Origin of the sequence: Roseivirga sp., assembly GCF_965216855.1 — a bacterium.
GTDB lineage: Bacteria > Bacteroidota > Bacteroidia > Cytophagales > Cyclobacteriaceae > Roseivirga.
This window is the reverse complement of record NZ_OZ244204.1, coordinates 2,804,141-2,822,458: the sequence shown is the minus strand read 5'-3', so window position 1 is coordinate 2,822,458 and position 18,318 is coordinate 2,804,141. Positions and strand designations below refer to the sequence as shown.

Below are 18,318 nucleotides of genomic sequence, written 5' to 3'. Positions count from 1 at the left end.
TAAATCTATGACCAACATTCTGGAAGTTTCGCAACTCTCCAAAACCTACCAAAGCGGAACCAAAGCATTAACGGTACTCTCTGACATAAGTTTCTCCATTAACTCGGGAGATAAACTCAGCATTGTAGGTTCTTCGGGAAGTGGAAAAACAACATTGCTAGGACTCTGTGCCGGTTTAGACCGTGCTTCTTCGGGAAGTGTAAGACTGAATGGCACCACCCTGGACAGGCTAAACGAAGACCAAAGAGCCAGAGTGAGAAATGAACATGTTGGCTTCGTATTTCAAAACTTTCAGTTACTCCCTACTCTCACAGCGCTGGAGAATATTATGGTACCCATGGAACTTAGGGGAGAAAAAGGCATTAAAGCCAGAGCGATGGAATTGCTTTCAAGGGTAGGTCTGGCAGAAAGACATGATCATTATCCCACCCAGCTTTCAGGTGGGGAGCAACAAAGAATCTCCATTGCCAGAGCATTCTCAAATAACCCCAAAATACTCTTTGCCGATGAGCCTACCGGAAATCTTGATGAGGAAACCTCCATCAAAATTGAATCGCTCCTGTTCGATTTAAATAAAGAACTGGGCACCACCCTGGTGTTGGTGACGCATGATCCGGAATTAGCCAAAAAGACTGATCGCATCATCCAGCTGAAAGGAGGTAAAGTGATCAGTGACAGTCATGGACAAGAAGCTGCGACTGTCTGATGGCGAATAAACGAAAAACAGATTGGGCCTGGCTTATTCGAATGGCCTGGAGAGATAGCCGGAGAAGTAAATCCAGACTCCTGCTTTTCATATCTTCTATTATCATCGGTATTGCCGCATTGGTGGCCATCAATTCCTTTAGTGATAACCTGAAAGATGACATCAATGCCCAGGCCATGGAATTGCTGGGTGCCGATCTGGAATTAGGAAGTAATGATTCCACCTTTCATTATGGCCTGGTCGATACATTGGAGCATGACGTCTCTTTCGAAAATTCCTTTGCCTCTATGGCCTTCTTTCCTAAAAGCCAGGGAAGCCGGCTGGTTGATGTAAGGGCGCTTGAAGGCAGGTTTCCCTACTATGGCAAGATAGAAACTGAACCTGCTGAAGCAGAAAGCACATTCAGGGATGGTGACAGAAAAGCATTGGTCGACCAAAGTGTCATGATTCAGTATGATGTTCAGGTTGGCGACTCCATCAGAATTGGCCTGGTCACTTTTAAGGTAGAAGGAGCTTTAATCTCATCCCCTTCTCAAACCTTAGGCGCCACTTTAGTTGCTCCGGCCGTCTATATCCCCATGAAATATCTGGACGATACTGAGCTCATTCAACGGGGAAGCCGGGTTTACTACAGACGTTTTTACAAGTTTACCAATCCTCCGGAGGATTTCGATATTGCCGATCAAATTGCCATAGATAGTGACACGCTGAGAATGCATGACATTAGCAGCGAGACCGTTAAGGAAAGAAAAGAAGAAACAGGGGAAACCTTCGACAACCTCGCTGACTTCCTCAATCTCGTGGCCTTTGTCGCTCTGCTATTAGGCTGCGTAGGTGTGGCTAGTGCTGTTCATATCTACATGAAAGATAAAATCAGATCAGTGGCCATTCTGAGGTGTCTTGGTGCCTCGGGTAAAGATACTTTTCTCATCTACCTGATTCAGATTGGTGCTGCAGGTTTTGTGGGTTCATTACTTGGAGCCATTGCAGGTACCTTCATACAGACCATTCTACCCAAAGTATTCGCTGGCTTCTTACCGGTGGAAGTCAATATCGCCTTATCATGGCCATCTATTATTGGTGGAATGCTGACCGGAATATTCGTTTCTGTACTCTTTGCTTTAGCGCCACTTGTCAGTATTCGCAAAGCATCGCCACTGATTACACTTAGAGGAGTCGATTCTGATCCCAACTCTCATAAAGATCGCCTGAAGTGGCTGGTCTACACTGCCATCTTAATCTTTGTAATTGCCTTCGCCTTTATCCAGATTGGAAACCTTGGCGAGAGCCTGATCTTTACTTTCTTTATTGCATTCTCTTTTGGATTCCTGGCCATGGTAGCCAGGTTCAGCATGTGGCTGGTGAAAAAATTCTTTCCTTCAAAATGGAGTTACGTTTGGAGACAAAGCCTGGCCAACCTTTACCGTCCTAACAATCAAAGTCTGGTACTGATTGCCTCTATCGGCTTGGGTACGGCATTAATTACCACACTCTACTTTATCCAGGCATTACTCATAAATCAGGTAGAAATAACTACAGACAATGAGCGGCCGAACCTCATGGTCTTTGATATTCAAAGTCATCAGATAGAGGAACTCGCCTCGATGGCCAGGTCTTATGATCTGCCTGTATTACAACAAGTACCCGTTGTCACCATGCGCATGGAGTCTGTCAATGGCTATACTCTGCAACAAGTCGTGAATGACTCCACCCTCGAATTAAGGAGCTCTCCTTTCCGAAGGGAGTGGCGGGTTACCTACAGAGATAGCCTGATTGAGTCAGAAACACTTTCCAGTGGATTCTTTGGCATTAATGAGGACATGAATGACTCTGTCAAAAACCTCTATTCGCAGAACATCATGGTGAGTCTCGATGAAGATTACGCCCGAAGAAATCGAATCAGATTAGGAGACACTATTGTGTGGGATGTGCAGGGAGTTCCTGTTGAGACCATTTTAGGCAGTACCCGCGAGATTGACTGGGAAAGGGTACAAACGAACTTTTTAGCACTTTTCCCAACGGGAGCACTGGAGCCTGCTCCTCAATTTCATGTACTCATTACCAGGGTGAAAGATGCAGAGCAAGGAGCTCTATTTCAAAGAGAGGTGGTGAAGAACTATCCGAATGTATCCGTCATCGACATCGGTCTTATTCTGAATACACTCGACAATATTTTGAGCAAGATTTCATTTGTCATACGTTTTATGGCTCTATTCAGTATCCTTACCGGCCTATTGGTTTTGGTTAGTTCTGTGATTCTTTCCAAATATCAGCGTATCAGAGAAAGCGTATTACTTCGAACAATGGGGGCAAGCAGAAACCAAATTTTTAGCATTAACAGTCTTGAGTACTTCTTCCTGGGTAGTCTGGCTTCCCTGTCTGGGATTATTCTCTCATTATTGGCAAGCTGGGGATTGGCCTATTATACCTTCGAAACGCCCTTTGTTCCGAATTTACTTCCAATCATTCTGGTCTATCTGGTCATTACCGGCCTGACAATTCTTATTGGTTTGGCCAATAGCAGGGGAATTGTGAGTAAACCACCTCTTGAGGTACTGAGAAGTGAGGTGCAGTAAAAAGTAAACAAGCCTTTGAGTCCATGCTCTGAGAAATCAGTTTGGTACAATTTTCGTAATTTGCAAGCAAATTGAAATTGCTATGAAAGCTGTTATTACCTTATTATTCGGTCTCTTATTATTCTTTCCTCAAGACACAGATTTGAATGAAGCTGCCGGTAACTGGCAAGGTTCTATCGATGTGCAGGGAAAGAGCATGAGAATAGTCTTTCATGTGGTAAACAGTGAAGGTAAGCTTTCGGCCACCATGGATAGTCCCGATCAAAATGCATTCGGTTATAAAATGGATGAGGCCAAATACAGTGACAAGACTTTGGAATTAACCATCAATCAGGCTGGAGGTCATTACAAAGGCACACTGAAGGATGAGAAATTTATTGGTGAATGGTCACAGGGAGGCCAAAAATTCCCCTTAGTGCTTACCAGAATCAAAAGAACCGGGTCCAGCGAGTAAGCTGCTCATATAAAGCATATTGTTAAAGGTTGATGAAATCAATATCTTGATATCGTCAACCTTTAATTTTATGAAGAAACTATCACTTCGTCTGTGCTTCATGGCACTGACATTTCTGACCTTCCAACTAGGATTTGCCCAAATACAAAAAGCACCTCCAAGGGCTGAAGGTGAAGGTCCCTTCACCCGACTGATCATTCGTGGTGTTACCCTCATCAATGGTAATGGAGCTCCTCCAACAGGCCCTGTAGATATTGTAGTCGAAAAGAACATCATCAAAGGCATTTACAATGTAGGTTATCCCGGTGTGCCAATCCGAGACAGAGACAGACCTAAGGCCAATCCCGGAGATCAGGAGCTGGATGCGGAAGGCATGTACCTGCTTCCAGGACTGATCGATATGCACGGACACATTGGAGGCACCGCTCAAGGCACTCCGTCTGAATATGTTTTCAAACTCTGGTTAGGACATGGTATAACCACCATTCGTGACCCTTCAGCAGGAAATGGACTGGACTGGGTACTGGAGCACAAGAAGAAAAGTGCCAACAACGAAATTACCGCCCCCAGAATTTTCGCCTACACCGGTTTTGGGCAAGGCTCACAGGAGCCTATTTCAACACCAGAACAAGCCAGAGCCTGGGTGAGACAAAACGCAGCCAATGGCGCTGATGGAATCAAATTTTTTGGAGCAGCACCAGATATTATGCAGGCTGCGCTGGAGGAGAATAAAAAACTAGGGTTAAGATCGGCCATGCACCATGCACAAATGGATGTAGTACGATGGAATGTTTTGAATTCTGCCAGAGCCGGGCTCACTTCTATGGAGCACTGGTACGGACTCCCAGAAGCTATGTTCACCGATAAGAAAATTCAGAACTATAGTCTGGATTATAATTATAGAAATGAGCAGGATCGTTTCGGGGAAGCGGGCAGATTGTGGAAACAGGCAGCACCTCCTTACTCAGAGAAATGGAATGAGGTAATGAATGAGCTGTTGGAACTGGATTTCACACTCGATCCTACTTTCAACATCTACGAAGCCAGCCGGGACCTGATGCGGGCATATACGGCTGAGTGGCACCAGTCATACACTTTGCCAAGTCTGTGGGATTTCTATCGCCCAAGCAAGAGATCACATGGTTCTTACTGGTTCTCATGGGGAACTGAGCAGGAAGTGGCCTGGAAAGAGAACTATCAGCTATGGATGACTTTTGTAAACGAGTATAAAAACCGTGGTGGCCGTGTGACCGCAGGGTCTGATTCAGGATTTATCTATCAGCTTTACGGCTTTGGGTTTATCCGGGAGTTGGAGTTATTGAGGGAAGCAGGCTTCCATCCGCTCGAAGTGATTATGTCTGCCACCCTGAATGGAGCTGAAGCGCTTGGGGCTGATGATATGCTGGGTTCAGTAGAAGTCGGTAAGTATGCCGATTTCGTAATTCTGGAAGAAAACCCGCTGGAAAACCTCAAAATGCTCTATGGTACTGGTTTTATCAGACTCAATGATGCCAACGAAGTAGAAAGAGCTGGCGGGGTAAAATACACCATTAAAGATGGTATTATCTATGATGCCAAAAAACTGCTGGAGGATGTGAGAAGAATGGTTGATGAGAAGAAAAATGGCATGTCTTTTAAGCTAACAACCAAATAACCATGAACAAGATATTTGTAAAAGGGCTGATTCTATCAGCCTTTTTTTGTCTCCTGGGCTGTGGACAAAAAGAAGAAACCTACCAGTTAAAAGATTTTCAAGCCATGTCTCTTCTGGGAGATTCATTGAAAATCCCGAACCGATCGGCAGAACAGCTCGCTGCGCTGGAAGCTAATTTGAACGAAGCACAAGCCAATTATGAAGCTGACCCTTCGGAAATGAATACCATCTGGTTAGGACGAAGGTATGCTTACCTTTCTGACTACCGAAAGGCCATTGAAGTGTTTTCTGATGGACTGAAGCAGTATCCGGATTCACACAAACTCTATCGACATAGAGGACATCGCTATATCAGTCTGAGGGAGTTTAATAAGGCGATTGCAGACTTCAAAAAAGCACATGAACTGATGCCCAAAGGCGTAATGGATACGGAGCCTGATGGTGCACCAAACCGATTGAACATTCCACTTTCCAATACCCAGTTCAATATCCTTTATCACTATGCTCTGGCCCACTACCTCAAAGCCGAATTTGACAAAGCTGAGCCCATTTACAGGGAATGCATGGAGTACTCCAAAAACCCTGACCTGATAGTGGCTACTGCTGACTGGCTATATATGACACTGAAAAGACAAGGTAAGTCGGAAGAAGCCAACGAGGTGCTTGGGCTAATCAATGCCGACATGGAAATTATTGAGAATGACAGCTATCTGAAGAGGCTTCTCATGTATAAAGGAGAACTACCGGTTGAAGAGTTATTTAAAACCGATAATGAAGATGTAGCCTTGAGTCTCGCTACGCAGGGATATGGTGTGGCTAACTGGTACTTGTACAATGGTGATACCGCCAGAGCGAAACAAATTTTAGCTGATGTTTTAGATGGAACCAGTTGGGCAGCCTTTGGCTACATAGCAGCCGAAGCTGATATGAACAGACTCAGGTAAGATCACTAACAAAATCAACCCTGTACGTCATTCCCGCATAGGCGGGCATCTCTATGGGCTTGAAATAAAAAAGCGGTATCAATAGTTACTTTGGTGGCGTCACCCTGAACTAGTTTCAGGGTCTCTGTGAGGAACATAGATTCTGAAATAAATTCAGAATGACGAGCCTTGGGCAATTATTGATACCGTCTCTAGATTATCCTTTCTTTCTGGCAGCCTGAATTTGATCTGCCAGCAGTCTGATACTTTCTTTCAGGTATGGGTCTTTGATATCGTCAAGAGAGCGGTCGTCTACCTGATTAGCTTCCAACTCAGTCAGAGAAGCACCTACTTTCACACGGGCTGCCCTTCTTTTTTCTAAGTCTTCCTGCTCTTTCTTACGCACATCATAGTTCAGAGAAATCTCTTTTCTCGCTCTCGACTTCTTCATCTCCTCAATATCGAACTGAAGATCTACCAACAACTGATCTTCCTTCATTCTCTTATCATACTGCTTTCTTAGAGAAGAGATCAAATTCGCATCCACGTAATTCAATGGCTTGAAATTAGTCGGATCGATTTTATCCCAAGGAAGGGCACTTGGCTGAGAGCTCTCACCGAACTCCGAAGCGCTATAAACTGAAGGGAACTCAATATCAGGAGTAACTCCTCTATGTTGAGTACTGCTGCCCGTAACTCTATAGAACTTAGCAATCGTATATTTGATCAAACCCAGGTCATCGCCAGTCGATTGTCTCAGGAAGTCATTCAAGCCTCTTACCTGCTGCACTGTTCCCTTACCGTAGCTTTGCTCTCCTACAATCACTCCTCTTTTATAATCCTGAATTGCACCGGCAAAAATCTCTGAAGCAGAAGCGGAGAATCTGTTAATCACCACACTCAAAGGACCATCATAGAACATTTGAGCATTGTCAGAATCGAGCACTTCTTTTCTGTCTTGCGGATATCTCACCTGAACAACAGGGCCACCCGGAATGAACAGTCCAGATAGGTTGATGGCTTCGAACAAAGCGCCTCCACCATTATTTCTCAGGTCTAGCATAACACCATCAACTCCCTGTGCTTCCAGGTCCTTGATGAGCTTTTTCACATCGTTGGTTGTACTGGTATAATCTTCAGGATTGGTTTCCATCTCATCGGCATTCAGATAGAAGTCTGGAACGGAAATAATTCCCAATGTGTACTCCTGACCATTTTCAGTCATTTGAACCACCTGGCTCTTTGCCTTGGCATCGTCCAGATTGATTTTATCTCTTACTATAGCCACTGTCTTGGTTTCAGCTCCGGCACTGGCCCCTGCCGGTAATAACTCCAGTCTTACCAGCGTACCTTTTGGTCCTCTGATCTGGCCGGCAACCTCATCAGATCTCCATCCGATTACACTAACCATTTCTCCATCAGCACCCTGAGCTACACCAACCACTCTGTCATCTTTATCTACTTCACCGCTTTTGAAAGCCGGACCGCCTGGTCTTAGCTCCACAATTTTTGTGTAGTCATTATCCTGTTGAAGGGTGGCACCAATTCCTTCCAGCGACTTCTTGCTGTTCATTTCAAAGTCTTCAGCATTCAATGGGGTGAAGTAGTTGGTATGCGGATCGAAGGATTCCGTCAATGAATTCATAAAGATTTCAAAGACATCGTTGCTATTATACTTTTCTACATTGCTTTGGAAACGCTCATAGCGCTTCGTTAATAAGTCTTTGATTTTATCATCTTCAGAGCCACTCAATTTCAGGCTTAGGGCCTGGCTCTTCAGTGTTTTTCTCCAGAGTTCATCCAGTTCCGCTTCAGAAGCAGCATAGGGCACATCCTCTCTATCCACCATGAATGACTCATTTTTATTAAAGTCGAAACGATCGCCAGCATGAGCAATGGCGTAATCGAGACGCGATAAAATTCTATTTCTATAAATATTGAAGATATAGAAGGCAGGAACGAGGTTACCCCGCTTTAAATCTTCATCCAATGTAAATCTGTACTTCTCAAATGATTTGATGTCGCTCTGCAGGAAGTAGTTTTTGTTTCCGTCCAGCGATTCAATGAAGTTGTCAAAGATGACTGAAGAGAGCGAATCATTCAGATCAATATCACGGTAATGCACATAATCGAGAATCTGAACAATGATCCTCGCCTCTTTCATGTGCGATTCTGTAGGCTGTAAATATTGTGTGGTATCTCTCTCTGCCCAGGATGCCTTTACGGCTAAAAGCATCAGGGTATATATCATCAACTTTCTCATCATCTTCATTTCAACGCTGTTAACAGTCAAACGTTATTTAAAACGCAAGAATCCAATGTAAAAATTTCAATCGAATTCTCACGATCCTATTCTAGGAATGGACACAATTATAATACCATCCACTACAAGGTTAGTTTCAATGGATGGATTATTACTTGTTAAAATTTGCAAATTATTGATATCTGAGCGACCTGGAGGGGTTGATACTAGCCACCTTAACAGATTGATACACCACTGTTATCAATGCAATCAACAAGGCCAGCGCAGCAGAAACAACAAACCACATCCAACTAATATCCACTCGATATTCATAATCACTCAACCATTGATCCATCAGATAGTAAGCGACCGGAATCGCCAATACCACGGCAATCATTATCAGCTGAGAGAACTGTTTTGAAAGGAGTAGAACAATACCTCCCACACTTGCGCCCAACACCTTTCTTACACCAATTTCTTTCGTCTTTTGCTCGGCTGTAAAGGCAGACAATCCAAACAGTCCCAGACAGGCAATGAAAATAGCCAGCCAGGTGAAACTAAATACCAGACGGCCAAATCGCTCGTCAGAAGCAAACTGCTGACCAAATTCCTCATCAAAAAACTGATACTCCAGAGGACTGTTAGGAAAGACTTCATCCCATGCAGATTGAATGAAGGCTACTGTCTCACTGGCATTATTCGCATTAAACTTTACTGCCAGGTTGCCCCCTCCGGTCGGGTTAAAGAACATGGCCAAAGGCTCAATCTTATGTCTCATATTGGCGAAGTGGAAATCTTTGACTACACCAATGACTGTTCTCTCAGTTTGTCCAAAAGTTATCTTTCTCCCAACAGGTTCATCCCAGGTTAGTTCTCTGGCCATAGCTTCATTAATGAGTATAGCCTGTTGCTGGTCTGTTTGCATTTCGCGATCGTATGCCCGACCATCAACTATTTCCATATCCATCAGCTCCATGAATTTCTCATCAAAACTGAAGACTGATATAATCCAGGTGTCTTCCTGAGGCACTCCCTCAGGCTGCACCCCATTTCTACCAAATGTTCTCCCCGGCATACTGGCTGTTCTGGCTGTTCCAATAATCTCAGGACTCTGCTCCAGCTTATTCACCAGAACAGGCAATGATTGTTGCAAACTCGGATGTCCTACATTAATGGTCAGAACTTGCTCAGGATCGAAGCCTTTGTCTATATTTCTTTGGTGTTGAAGCTGGTCGTAAACTATGGCCGTTCCAATAATCATGATGATGGAAATGGTGAACTGGAAAATTACCAGAGACTTTCTCAGCATCACTCCCTTGGAGCTGGTTTTGAATGAACCTCTAAGAATAGAAATGGGATTAAAACCCGATAACAAGAGAGCCGGATAGCTACCGGAAAATAAGCCCAAAACGATAACAAAGAGTAATGCTCCCCCGATCCACACAGGATTGCCCACAAAGTATAATGCCAGGTTTTGCTCAATAGGCAGGTTCACTACACCGCCAGTAAGGCTTACCAGTACCAGAGCAATGAAAAATGAGAGCAGACATAAGACCACGGATTCAATCATAAACTGATTGATGAGGTGTGTTCTCAGAGCCCCAAAAACTTTCCTGACGCCAACCTCCTGAGCCCTGTTGACCGACCTGGCCGTTGAAAGGTTCATGAAATTGAACGATGCAATAAGGATCACAAACAGACCTACAGCAGCCAGAGTGTAGACATAGCTGATGTCCGTCTTGTTGAGGTTATAGTTTTCGAAGAGAATACCGCTCGACTTAAGGTGAACATCTGAAAGAGGTTGAAGGGTCACCTTAAAGTTGTCTCCCACATCATTCGCGCGGATCATCTCCTCCATTTTGGCTTCCACATTTTGCTCGCTGTCAGGATTGGCCAGCTCAACATAGGTAACCATGCTAATGCTCTGCCAGGAACGAAGGAACTGTGCAAACCCCGAAGTGGTATCTGCCTGCTGCATAGAAACCACTACATCAAAATTCAGATGAGAATTCTGAGGTACATCTTCCATAATACCCACCACTTCTAATCCTGACTGATTACCGATATCAATGCGCTTGCCTATGGCAGGCTCACCACCAAAAGTCTTGGATGCCATGGATTGAGACATCACCACAGTATTGGGTTCAGTCAGGGCCTTATCTGTATCTCCATCGATCAGTTTAAAATCAAACATAGAAAAGAGTGTGGGCTCGGCATAAGCAAAGTGCTCTGTATAAAAGCCTTGTTGTTCGTAGTTTATGAGTTGCCTTCCCTGTGGGATCATTCTTACCCTCTGAACTACTTCGGGGAAGTTATTATCCATCGCTTCACCCAAAGCAGGTAGTGTAATACCTACCAGGTTACTACTAACTCCCAAGGCTTCGTCTATAGTGAGTACCCTGAATATATTATCAGACTTGGAGTGGAATTTATCATAACCCAATTCATTTGAACGAAGAGGAAAATGATGATGCAGCAGGCCATTCCAATGGAAAGACCCACAATATTAATAACAGAAGTCCCCCTGCTTTTCATCAGGCTTCTGAAGGCAATTTTGAGATAATTTTTGAGCATAGTGATGACTTTAACGACTTTGAAATAGTGTCGATAAACAGAGGGAAAATAATGAAATTATGTAATCGGTTACTTTTTAACGTCCAGTGAAATGGCGTTTCTTGCTAATTCAAGGGCTTTGTTCAAAGCATCCTCAGCCTCAATTTCAATATCGGGCTTAACCCCTACACCTTCCCAATTGGTTTCGGTGACAGGATTGATGGCTCTGCCCTGGGGCACATTGACATAAAAGCCCTGATTGATTACAATAGGTCCACCGGGGTGAGCTCCTCCACCGGTTACCTCTCCTATGATAGTCGCTCTTTTCAGATTCTTTAAGTCGTAAGTGAATTCTTCAGCAGCGGAAAAAGTGTAGTCGCTGGTGAGCACATAGACCGGAATGTCTTCTTTGACCAGGGAGGCTAACTTTGGATCAGTCCATGTTTCCGAATAATTATTGGCAGGTCTCCAGTAGAAGGTATTGAGGTGAGTGGGTTTGGAGAACAGATAACTACAAATGAAGCGAACCATAGACGGTGACCCTCCTCCATTTTTTCTCAGGTCGAATATGATGGCATCGGCCTGAATAAGTTTGTCCATAGCCGGGACGGCCACCTCTTCGGCAAAGCGGATGTCCATGAAACCTCTCAGGTCCAGATAACCAATATTGCCTTCCAAAATTTCCACTTCCTGAAAGCCAAAGTTGGCCGGTGGCTTTCTACCTCCTGTAGGATCAGAGTTTTCCAGGGCCTTTACCCGTTCGGGATCGAAAGCCACTCTAATATGCTTATCGTGAATTACTGACCTCAGGTCATCCTCCAGTGCTTTGGCAAAGTCAGCGGCTGATTCATACTGATCATATGCTCCATTTTTCAGTTTCTTACTAATGAGATCATGCATGCCTTTCCCTTTTTCCGGATAGACATAGTTACTGTTCATGATATTAGCCAGACGGTTAACTACTTTGGCCCGATCAAAGTCCTGACCGAATATGGATAAGGAACAAAAAAGAAGGAAAGTTGTGATTTGAGTTTTCATGAGTATTAATTTAAGTAAGTGCTTACGTTATTGACTTAACAAGGTTGATCAAATAACACTCATTAACACAGCGCTGGAATTTCTTACTGGCTCTTAACCCTTTCTTTCATTGACTTTGCATCGAGGGCCTTCTCCACGGCTTCCAGATTGGTGAGAAGGTCATTATTGGATTCCTTGAGTAACTCATCATTAGCAGCCTTTATTTTGGCCCAAAGCGGTTCCATTTGAGCTGCCAGATTCAAACCTTTTTCAGAAAGCTTCAGTAATCTTTTCCTTTGGTCAGACTCATCCTTTCTTTCTTCAATGAATCCTTTCTTCACCAGTACATTAGCCACCTGATTAACCGCAGGGTGCGTTTGTTGAAGCATAACCGAAAGCTCAGTTAAGGGCAATTCATCACCATCCTTCAGGGCATAGAATAAAGTGAACCAGCGTGGCTCAAAGTCGAAGGCAGATTCTTTATAGATCTGTGCCACATCTCTTGCCAGTCTTTCACTCAGGTTTTTAAGACGGGTAGCCAATGCCAGGCTACCCAAATCGTTGATGATATTTCTTTCCAATTAGTTCTTCTTTTTAGGTGCAATGAATGGCACTTCTTCGGTTCTGATTAATTCCATAAGACTATCCAGCATTTGTTGTACCCTTCTGCCTTCATCCATAGCATTATAAGCATCAGCAATCACATCATCGGCCCGTGCTTTTTGTCCATCTGTCATTGGTGGTTCAATGCCGTCAATGGTTCCATAAATATGTAATAACTGTGCCTCTATCTTGTTTGGAAAATTAATAACATCCTGAAAAGTCTTTTGGTTAGGTTGAATCAATAAGTCTTCAACCTTCGTCAACTCGGTTACTATCGAGTCTGCCATTTCGTGAACCTGCGGATAATCTTCATCTGAGATTCTGCTCTTAAGGTCTTTCAATTGTGCTCTGACAGACCTGACTTCATTAGCCATGGTTTGCAATTCATCGATAACGCCTCTCACTTTGTTGAGGTAGCTCTGCTGTTCGGCATACTGGGCATCAGTAGCTTCCCACCTTGGGTCTGGCAACAATTCCACCTCTAGCTGTTTTTGCTCATCGCCATAAGTAACCTGTACAGTATATTTACCAGGAGCTACTCTGTGGCCTCCGGCTCCAAGCCCCATAAAGACTCCTTCCACTCCTTCCGGATTGGTCATTGAAAGGTTCCAATTCAATCTGTTCATCCCCGATTTCTTTCTCAGCTTTTCCTGAGCCTTATCTGCATCGGTAGCAAAATGTCTGACGAGGTTCCCATCTTCATTAAGAAAGTCAATCGTCATATCAACACTATCAGCATTTTCTTTGAGGTAGTACATAATGGAAAAGCCCGGGTATGGGTTTTGACCTGCAGATGGGTTCCCCGTCCTGAATGCATTATCCCGAATCGCATTCTCCGGTTGATAGACATAGAAACTACTTTGTGCTGCTTCATCCAATTCATAAAGTGGATTCAAATCATCCATTACCCAGAAGGCCCGGCCCTGAGTGGCTACAATAAGGTCATTGTCTTTCACCATCAGATCAGTGATAGGTACGATAGGCAAATTCTGCTGGAACGCATTCCATTTTATTCCCCCATCGAATGACACGTACAGTCCTGTTTCTGTACCGGCATACAGCAGGTCCTTCTGATTAGGATCTTCCCTAACCACCCTCACATGAGCATCGGGTGCAATACCATTGACCAGTCGGGTCCAGCTTTCACCGTAATCAGTCGACTTAAAAATGTGTGGGGTAAAGTCATTGAACTTATAGCGGTTGTAGGCTACATAAACCGTAGCGGGATCATGTGGAGATACTTCAATCTGATTCACCATTCCCTCGCCAACATCCGGTATGGTTATATCTCCCCAGGTAAGGCCACCATCTCGGGTCATATGCAACATACCATCGTCAGCTCCCACATAGAGTACAGCCGGAGTATGAGGTGATTCAGCGATGTAATAGATGGTATGATAAATTTCTCCTCCGGCTCCTTCATTGGTAATCGGCCCGCCACCCCAACTAATGTGGGTGGAGTCGTTTCTGGTTAAATCATCACTAATCTCTTCCCAGGTGATACCACGGTTTGATGTCTTCAGCACCTTGTTACCTCCATGGTAGATCACACTTGGGTCATGCTTAGAGGCTACGATAGGTGCATTCCAGTTGAAGCGATATTTAAGATCGGCCGGGTTGGTTCCCAGGCCCTGGAACGGATAGGCCATCACATCTTTTAGTTGCTCAGTTTTGGCATTCCACTCGTGGATAATTCCCTGATAGCAACCTGAATAGACATACTTCGGATCATCCGGGTCGAAGGCAGAATAGGCACTCTCACATCCACCGACAGGGAAAAAGTCTTCATTGGATATTCCTCCACCGTCTACTCTGGAAGCGATAGAAACCGAACTATTGTCTTGTTGTCCTCCATAGATGCGGTAAGGGAATTGATTATCGGCATTGACCCGGTAAAACTGAGCTGTTGGTTGATTGCTCTGTGTAGACCAGTTGCTTCCTCCATCTACGGAAACATTGGCGCCTCCATCATTGGCATTGATCATATATTGTGGCTGATTCGGATTTACCCAGAGCTGGTGGTTGTCGCCATGTGGCGTATTTAAGTTGACGAATGTTCTACCATTATCGGTTGACTGCACCAGAGGAGCATTCATAATGAACACACTTTCCGGATCAGTCGGGTGAGCCAGAATATGCATATAGTACCATGACCTGGCTCTTAGTAACCTGTCAGGGTTAATGAGTCTCCAGTTTTTACCGCCATTGTCTGATCTATACAAGCCACCATTATCAGCTTCGATAATTGCCCAGACCTTGTTGGGGTTGGCTCTTGAAACCGACACACCGATTTTCCCCATCACCCCTTTGGGTAAACCTTCGGTCATCTTATTCCAGGTTTTACCTCCGTCTACAGATTTCCAAAGACCACTGCCCGGTCCGCCACTTTGCACTTTCCAGGGGAATCTTCTGTGATCCCAGTAAGCTGCATAGATGATTCTCGGGTTGGTCATGTCCATACTAAGGTCGCTCACCCCTGAGTTTTCATCTACATAATGCACCTTTGTCCAGGTTTGTCCTCCGTCTTCTGAGCGATAAATTCCTCTGTCTTCAGTGGCTGCATAAGGACTACCCTGTGCTCCTACCACTACCACATCGGGATTTCTTGGATCGACTACAATTTTTGAAATCTGGCGCGTCTTTTCCAGGCCCATATGCTGCCAGGTTTTACCGCCATCGGTAGATTTATAAACGCCATCGCCATGAGAAGTCATTACCCCTCTCACCGGGGCTTCTCCCATACCCACATAGACTACATTCGGATCTGACTCGGCTACAGTAATGGCTCCAACCGAAGCAGTTTTCATAAATCCATCAGACACATTGTACCAGCTCTCCCCGGCATCATCAGTCTTCCAGACCCCTCCGGTTGCACCCATATAATAAGTCATAGGGTCCTGTACTACCCCGGCAACTGCCGTAGCTCGGCCTCCCCTGAAAGGGCCTACCAAACGGAATTCCATGGCGTTATAAAGCGTGGTATCATAGCTGATGCCGGTCGGTTCCTGATTTCTTTTTCTTCGTTGAGCGCGAGCATCGGGCAGGATTAAACCAATGCCCAATAGAAACAGGACCAATATGCGGAGGCTTTTCATAGCTTATTCGTTTAAGGTTGAAGGAGTAAGATACACAAGGCGAGTACTATTTGCCAAAGACATTCTGATTTCAACTTTCTATATTCACCAAAAAATACGCCTATGAAACCTCGTCCATTGCTCTACTTTCTTTCTGTTCTGGTCCTGGCACTGATCTTTATTTTCAGTGGTTCGGGCAAGGTTGAAAGATTCGACAGACCTGACTCTTCTATCCTGAAAGGCGTGAAGGTTCCCTCAGAAAAAGACCTCTACCTGGCCAGTGGCATAGTGGCTTATCCAAAAAATGAGGATTTGCCCGCTGGAAACAGAGAGCGATTTGGCAATACTTATGAACAAAGCGTAAGTGCTTTAAAACGCATAGAAGAATATCTAGGTGAGGAAGGGCTCAGTCTTAAAGACGTAGTGGCCATGAAGGTTTATGTGGCCCCCGATCCGCTCAACGACAACCGACCTGATTTTGATGGTTGGTTCAAAGCTTATTCAGAATTTTTCAACAACGAAGAGAATCCCAATAAAGTAGCACGATCGACCATTGGCGTATATACCCTGGTAAATCCTGATATGTTCGTTGAAATTGAAGTGAGAGCGGTCTACCCTTAAAGACAGACATAAGCTCGATTCAACACTTTAAGCTGAGAACAAAAAGTTAACTTAGACCCTGTTTCATAAAACTCGAATTACAGCAACCCAAAAAGAATGAAAAAATTAACCTTACTACTTTTTAGCCTGATGGCCCTGAGTATTCAGGCCCAAACCTATAACGAATACGAGATGTCATTCGACAACCGTGTTCATCATGAAGCACGTATAAAAGTCACTTTCAGCAATCTGGAAAACAAGGTTCTGGAAGTGCGCATGAGTCGTAGCTCCCCTGGTAGATATGCTGTCCATGAATTCGCCAAGAATGTCTATTCTGTCAGAGCTACTGATGGACAGGGAAATGAACTACCTGTTACCAGACCTAACCCACATCAGTGGGACGTGGCCAATCATGACGGTACTGTGCACTTTGAGTACACGTTGTTTGCCAATAGAGCGGGAGGAACTTACTCTGGTATTGATGAACTACATGCTCACCTGAACATTCCTGCCACTTTTGTATGGGCCAGAAACCTGGGACATCGTCCGGTGAGAGTGAAATTCAATCTTCCGCAAGGTGCCAACTGGAAAGTCGCCACCCAACTGAAGGACCTGGGCAATAATACCTTTGAGGCCATGGACACCTATTATTTCATGGATAGCCCGATAGAAATTGCTGACCTCCATATGAGAGAAAGAATGGTTGATGGCCAGAACGTGCGTCTGGCACTTCATACACAAGCTACCGATGAAGAGGTTGATGCTTATTTTGAAGAGGTAATGGGAATAGTGGAGCAACAAAGAGCCGTATTCGGTGGCTTACCTGCATACGATTATGGAGAGTATACCTTCCTTTCCTGCTACATGCCTAACGCCAGTGGAGATGGTATGGAGCATAGAAACTCTACCTTCGTGGTATCAGGAAAACCACTAAGCCGTCCTTTGGGCAGTACCTCTATGGGTACTATCTCTCACGAGTTTTTTCACTCATGGAACGTAGAGCGAATTCGTCCGGCTTCTCTGGAACCTTTTGGTTTCGAAGATGCCAATATGAGTGGTGAGCTTTGGTTTGCCGAGGGCTTCACCAGCTATTACACCAACCTGTTCAGAGCCAGATCAGGTAGCATTACGGCAGAACAATATGTCAATGGTCTTGGCGGTGCAGTGAGCTATGTCATGAACGCACCTGGAAGAGAATACTTCAATCCGATTGAAATGAGCTACAGAGCTCCATTTGTTGATGCTGCTTCGTCTATAGATCCTGACAACAATGCCAATATCTTCATCTCTTACTATACCTATGGGTCTGTTCTGGGATTGGCACTGGATATGTCTCTGAGAAGCATGGATAATGGAAAGAACCTGGATGACTACATGAAGCATGTCTGGGAAACGCATGGTAAGCCTGAAATCCCTTACAGTGTACGCGACCTGCAAGCCAGATTAGCTGAATATGCAGGGGAGAAATTTGCGACCGACTTCTTCAACCGTTTCATTTTTAATAGTGAAATGCCCGACTATGTTGGTCTATTCAAACAAATGGGAGTAAACTTTGAAAACCCAAGTCCAAATAACCCTACCCTGAATGCTTTTGTCAGAGTGAACGATGGTGTTGGCCAGCTTGCTCAAAATGCCATTGTAGGTACTCCCCTCTATAATGCAGGTATTGAAAAAGAAGATCATATTCTGAGCATAGCCGGAACCTCCCTCTCTGAATTCAAAGGAAGAAATGTCGATGATTTGATTGCCGATAAAAAACCTGGTGATGTCATTGAAGTAGAAATTGAAAGATGGGGCAACAAAATGACCAAACAAGTAACCATCGCAGCCAGTCAAAATATGAGAACCAGCTGGGATAACAGTGCGAACTCTGCTGCTCAGGCCAGAAGAGAAGATTGGTTAAAGAAAAAGTAGAT

General features: G+C 44.5%; 12 protein-coding genes. 7 read left to right on the top strand and 5 right to left on the bottom strand.

The annotated features are described in order from the left end of the window. Positions 1-7 precede the first annotated feature (7 nt). The 5 genes from ACOOEY_RS12445 (at position 8) to ACOOEY_RS12425 (ending at position 6,334) form a co-directional block, all read left to right on the top strand. Positions 8-706, top strand: coding sequence for an ABC transporter ATP-binding protein (locus ACOOEY_RS12445; RefSeq protein WP_420385041.1), 699 nt, complete (start codon positions 8-10; stop codon positions 704-706). Then, entirely contained in the window at positions 706-3,282 is a 2,577-nt protein-coding gene (locus ACOOEY_RS12440) for an ABC transporter permease (RefSeq protein WP_420385040.1), read from the top strand. The genes ACOOEY_RS12445 and ACOOEY_RS12440 overlap by 1 nt, the downstream gene beginning before the upstream one ends. Before the next feature lie 82 nt (positions 3,283-3,364). Next, entirely contained in the window at positions 3,365-3,736 is a 372-nt protein-coding gene (locus tag ACOOEY_RS12435; protein ID WP_420385039.1) for a hypothetical protein, read from the top strand. 100 nt (positions 3,737-3,836) lie between these two features. After that, the gene (locus ACOOEY_RS12430; protein ID WP_420388654.1) at positions 3,837-5,390 is read left to right on the top strand and encodes an amidohydrolase family protein; all 1,554 of its coding nucleotides are present in this window, start codon (positions 3,837-3,839) and stop codon (positions 5,388-5,390) included. 2 nt (positions 5,391-5,392) lie between these two features. Continuing rightward, positions 5,393-6,334 carry a hypothetical protein gene (locus ACOOEY_RS12425; RefSeq protein ID WP_420385038.1) on the top strand — a complete coding sequence of 314 codons (942 nt, stop codon included), beginning with the start codon at positions 5,393-5,395 and terminating at the stop codon, positions 6,332-6,334. 196 nt (positions 6,335-6,530) lie between these two features. Here ACOOEY_RS12425 and ACOOEY_RS12420 read toward each other — a convergent pair whose 3' ends face one another. The 5 genes from ACOOEY_RS12420 to ACOOEY_RS12400 all read right to left on the bottom strand — a co-directional run bounded on the left by ACOOEY_RS12420 (position 6,531) and on the right by ACOOEY_RS12400 (position 15,823). Further along, positions 6,531-8,585 (bottom strand): carboxy terminal-processing peptidase, encoded by a 2,055-nt coding sequence (locus ACOOEY_RS12420; RefSeq protein ID WP_420385037.1) that lies wholly within the window; start codon positions 8,583-8,585, stop codon positions 6,531-6,533. A 163-nt stretch (positions 8,586-8,748) separates the two neighbouring features. Beyond that, positions 8,749-10,998, bottom strand: coding sequence for an ABC transporter permease (locus ACOOEY_RS12415; protein WP_420385036.1), 2,250 nt, complete (start codon positions 10,996-10,998; stop codon positions 8,749-8,751). A gap of 200 nt (positions 10,999-11,198) precedes the next feature. Continuing rightward, positions 11,199-12,146 (bottom strand): S41 family peptidase, encoded by a 948-nt coding sequence (locus ACOOEY_RS12410; RefSeq protein ID WP_420385035.1) that lies wholly within the window; start codon positions 12,144-12,146, stop codon positions 11,199-11,201. Positions 12,147-12,229: 83 nt separating this feature from the next. Beyond that, positions 12,230-12,706, bottom strand: a complete 477-nt coding sequence (locus tag ACOOEY_RS12405; RefSeq protein ID WP_420385034.1) for a MarR family winged helix-turn-helix transcriptional regulator — start codon at positions 12,704-12,706, stop codon at positions 12,230-12,232. Further along, positions 12,707-15,823, bottom strand: a complete 3,117-nt coding sequence (locus tag ACOOEY_RS12400; RefSeq protein WP_420385033.1) for a VPS10 domain-containing protein — start codon at positions 15,821-15,823, stop codon at positions 12,707-12,709. 102 nt (positions 15,824-15,925) lie between these two features. Between ACOOEY_RS12400 and ACOOEY_RS12395 the strand changes: the two genes are divergently transcribed. Further along, complete coding sequence (locus ACOOEY_RS12395) at positions 15,926-16,423, top strand: RidA family protein (protein WP_420385032.1); 498 nt, start codon at positions 15,926-15,928, stop codon at positions 16,421-16,423. Positions 16,424-16,519: 96 nt separating this feature from the next. Continuing rightward, the gene (locus ACOOEY_RS12390; protein ID WP_420385031.1) at positions 16,520-18,316 is read left to right on the top strand and encodes a M61 family metallopeptidase; all 1,797 of its coding nucleotides are present in this window, start codon (positions 16,520-16,522) and stop codon (positions 18,314-18,316) included. Positions 18,317-18,318: the final 2 nt, after the last annotated feature.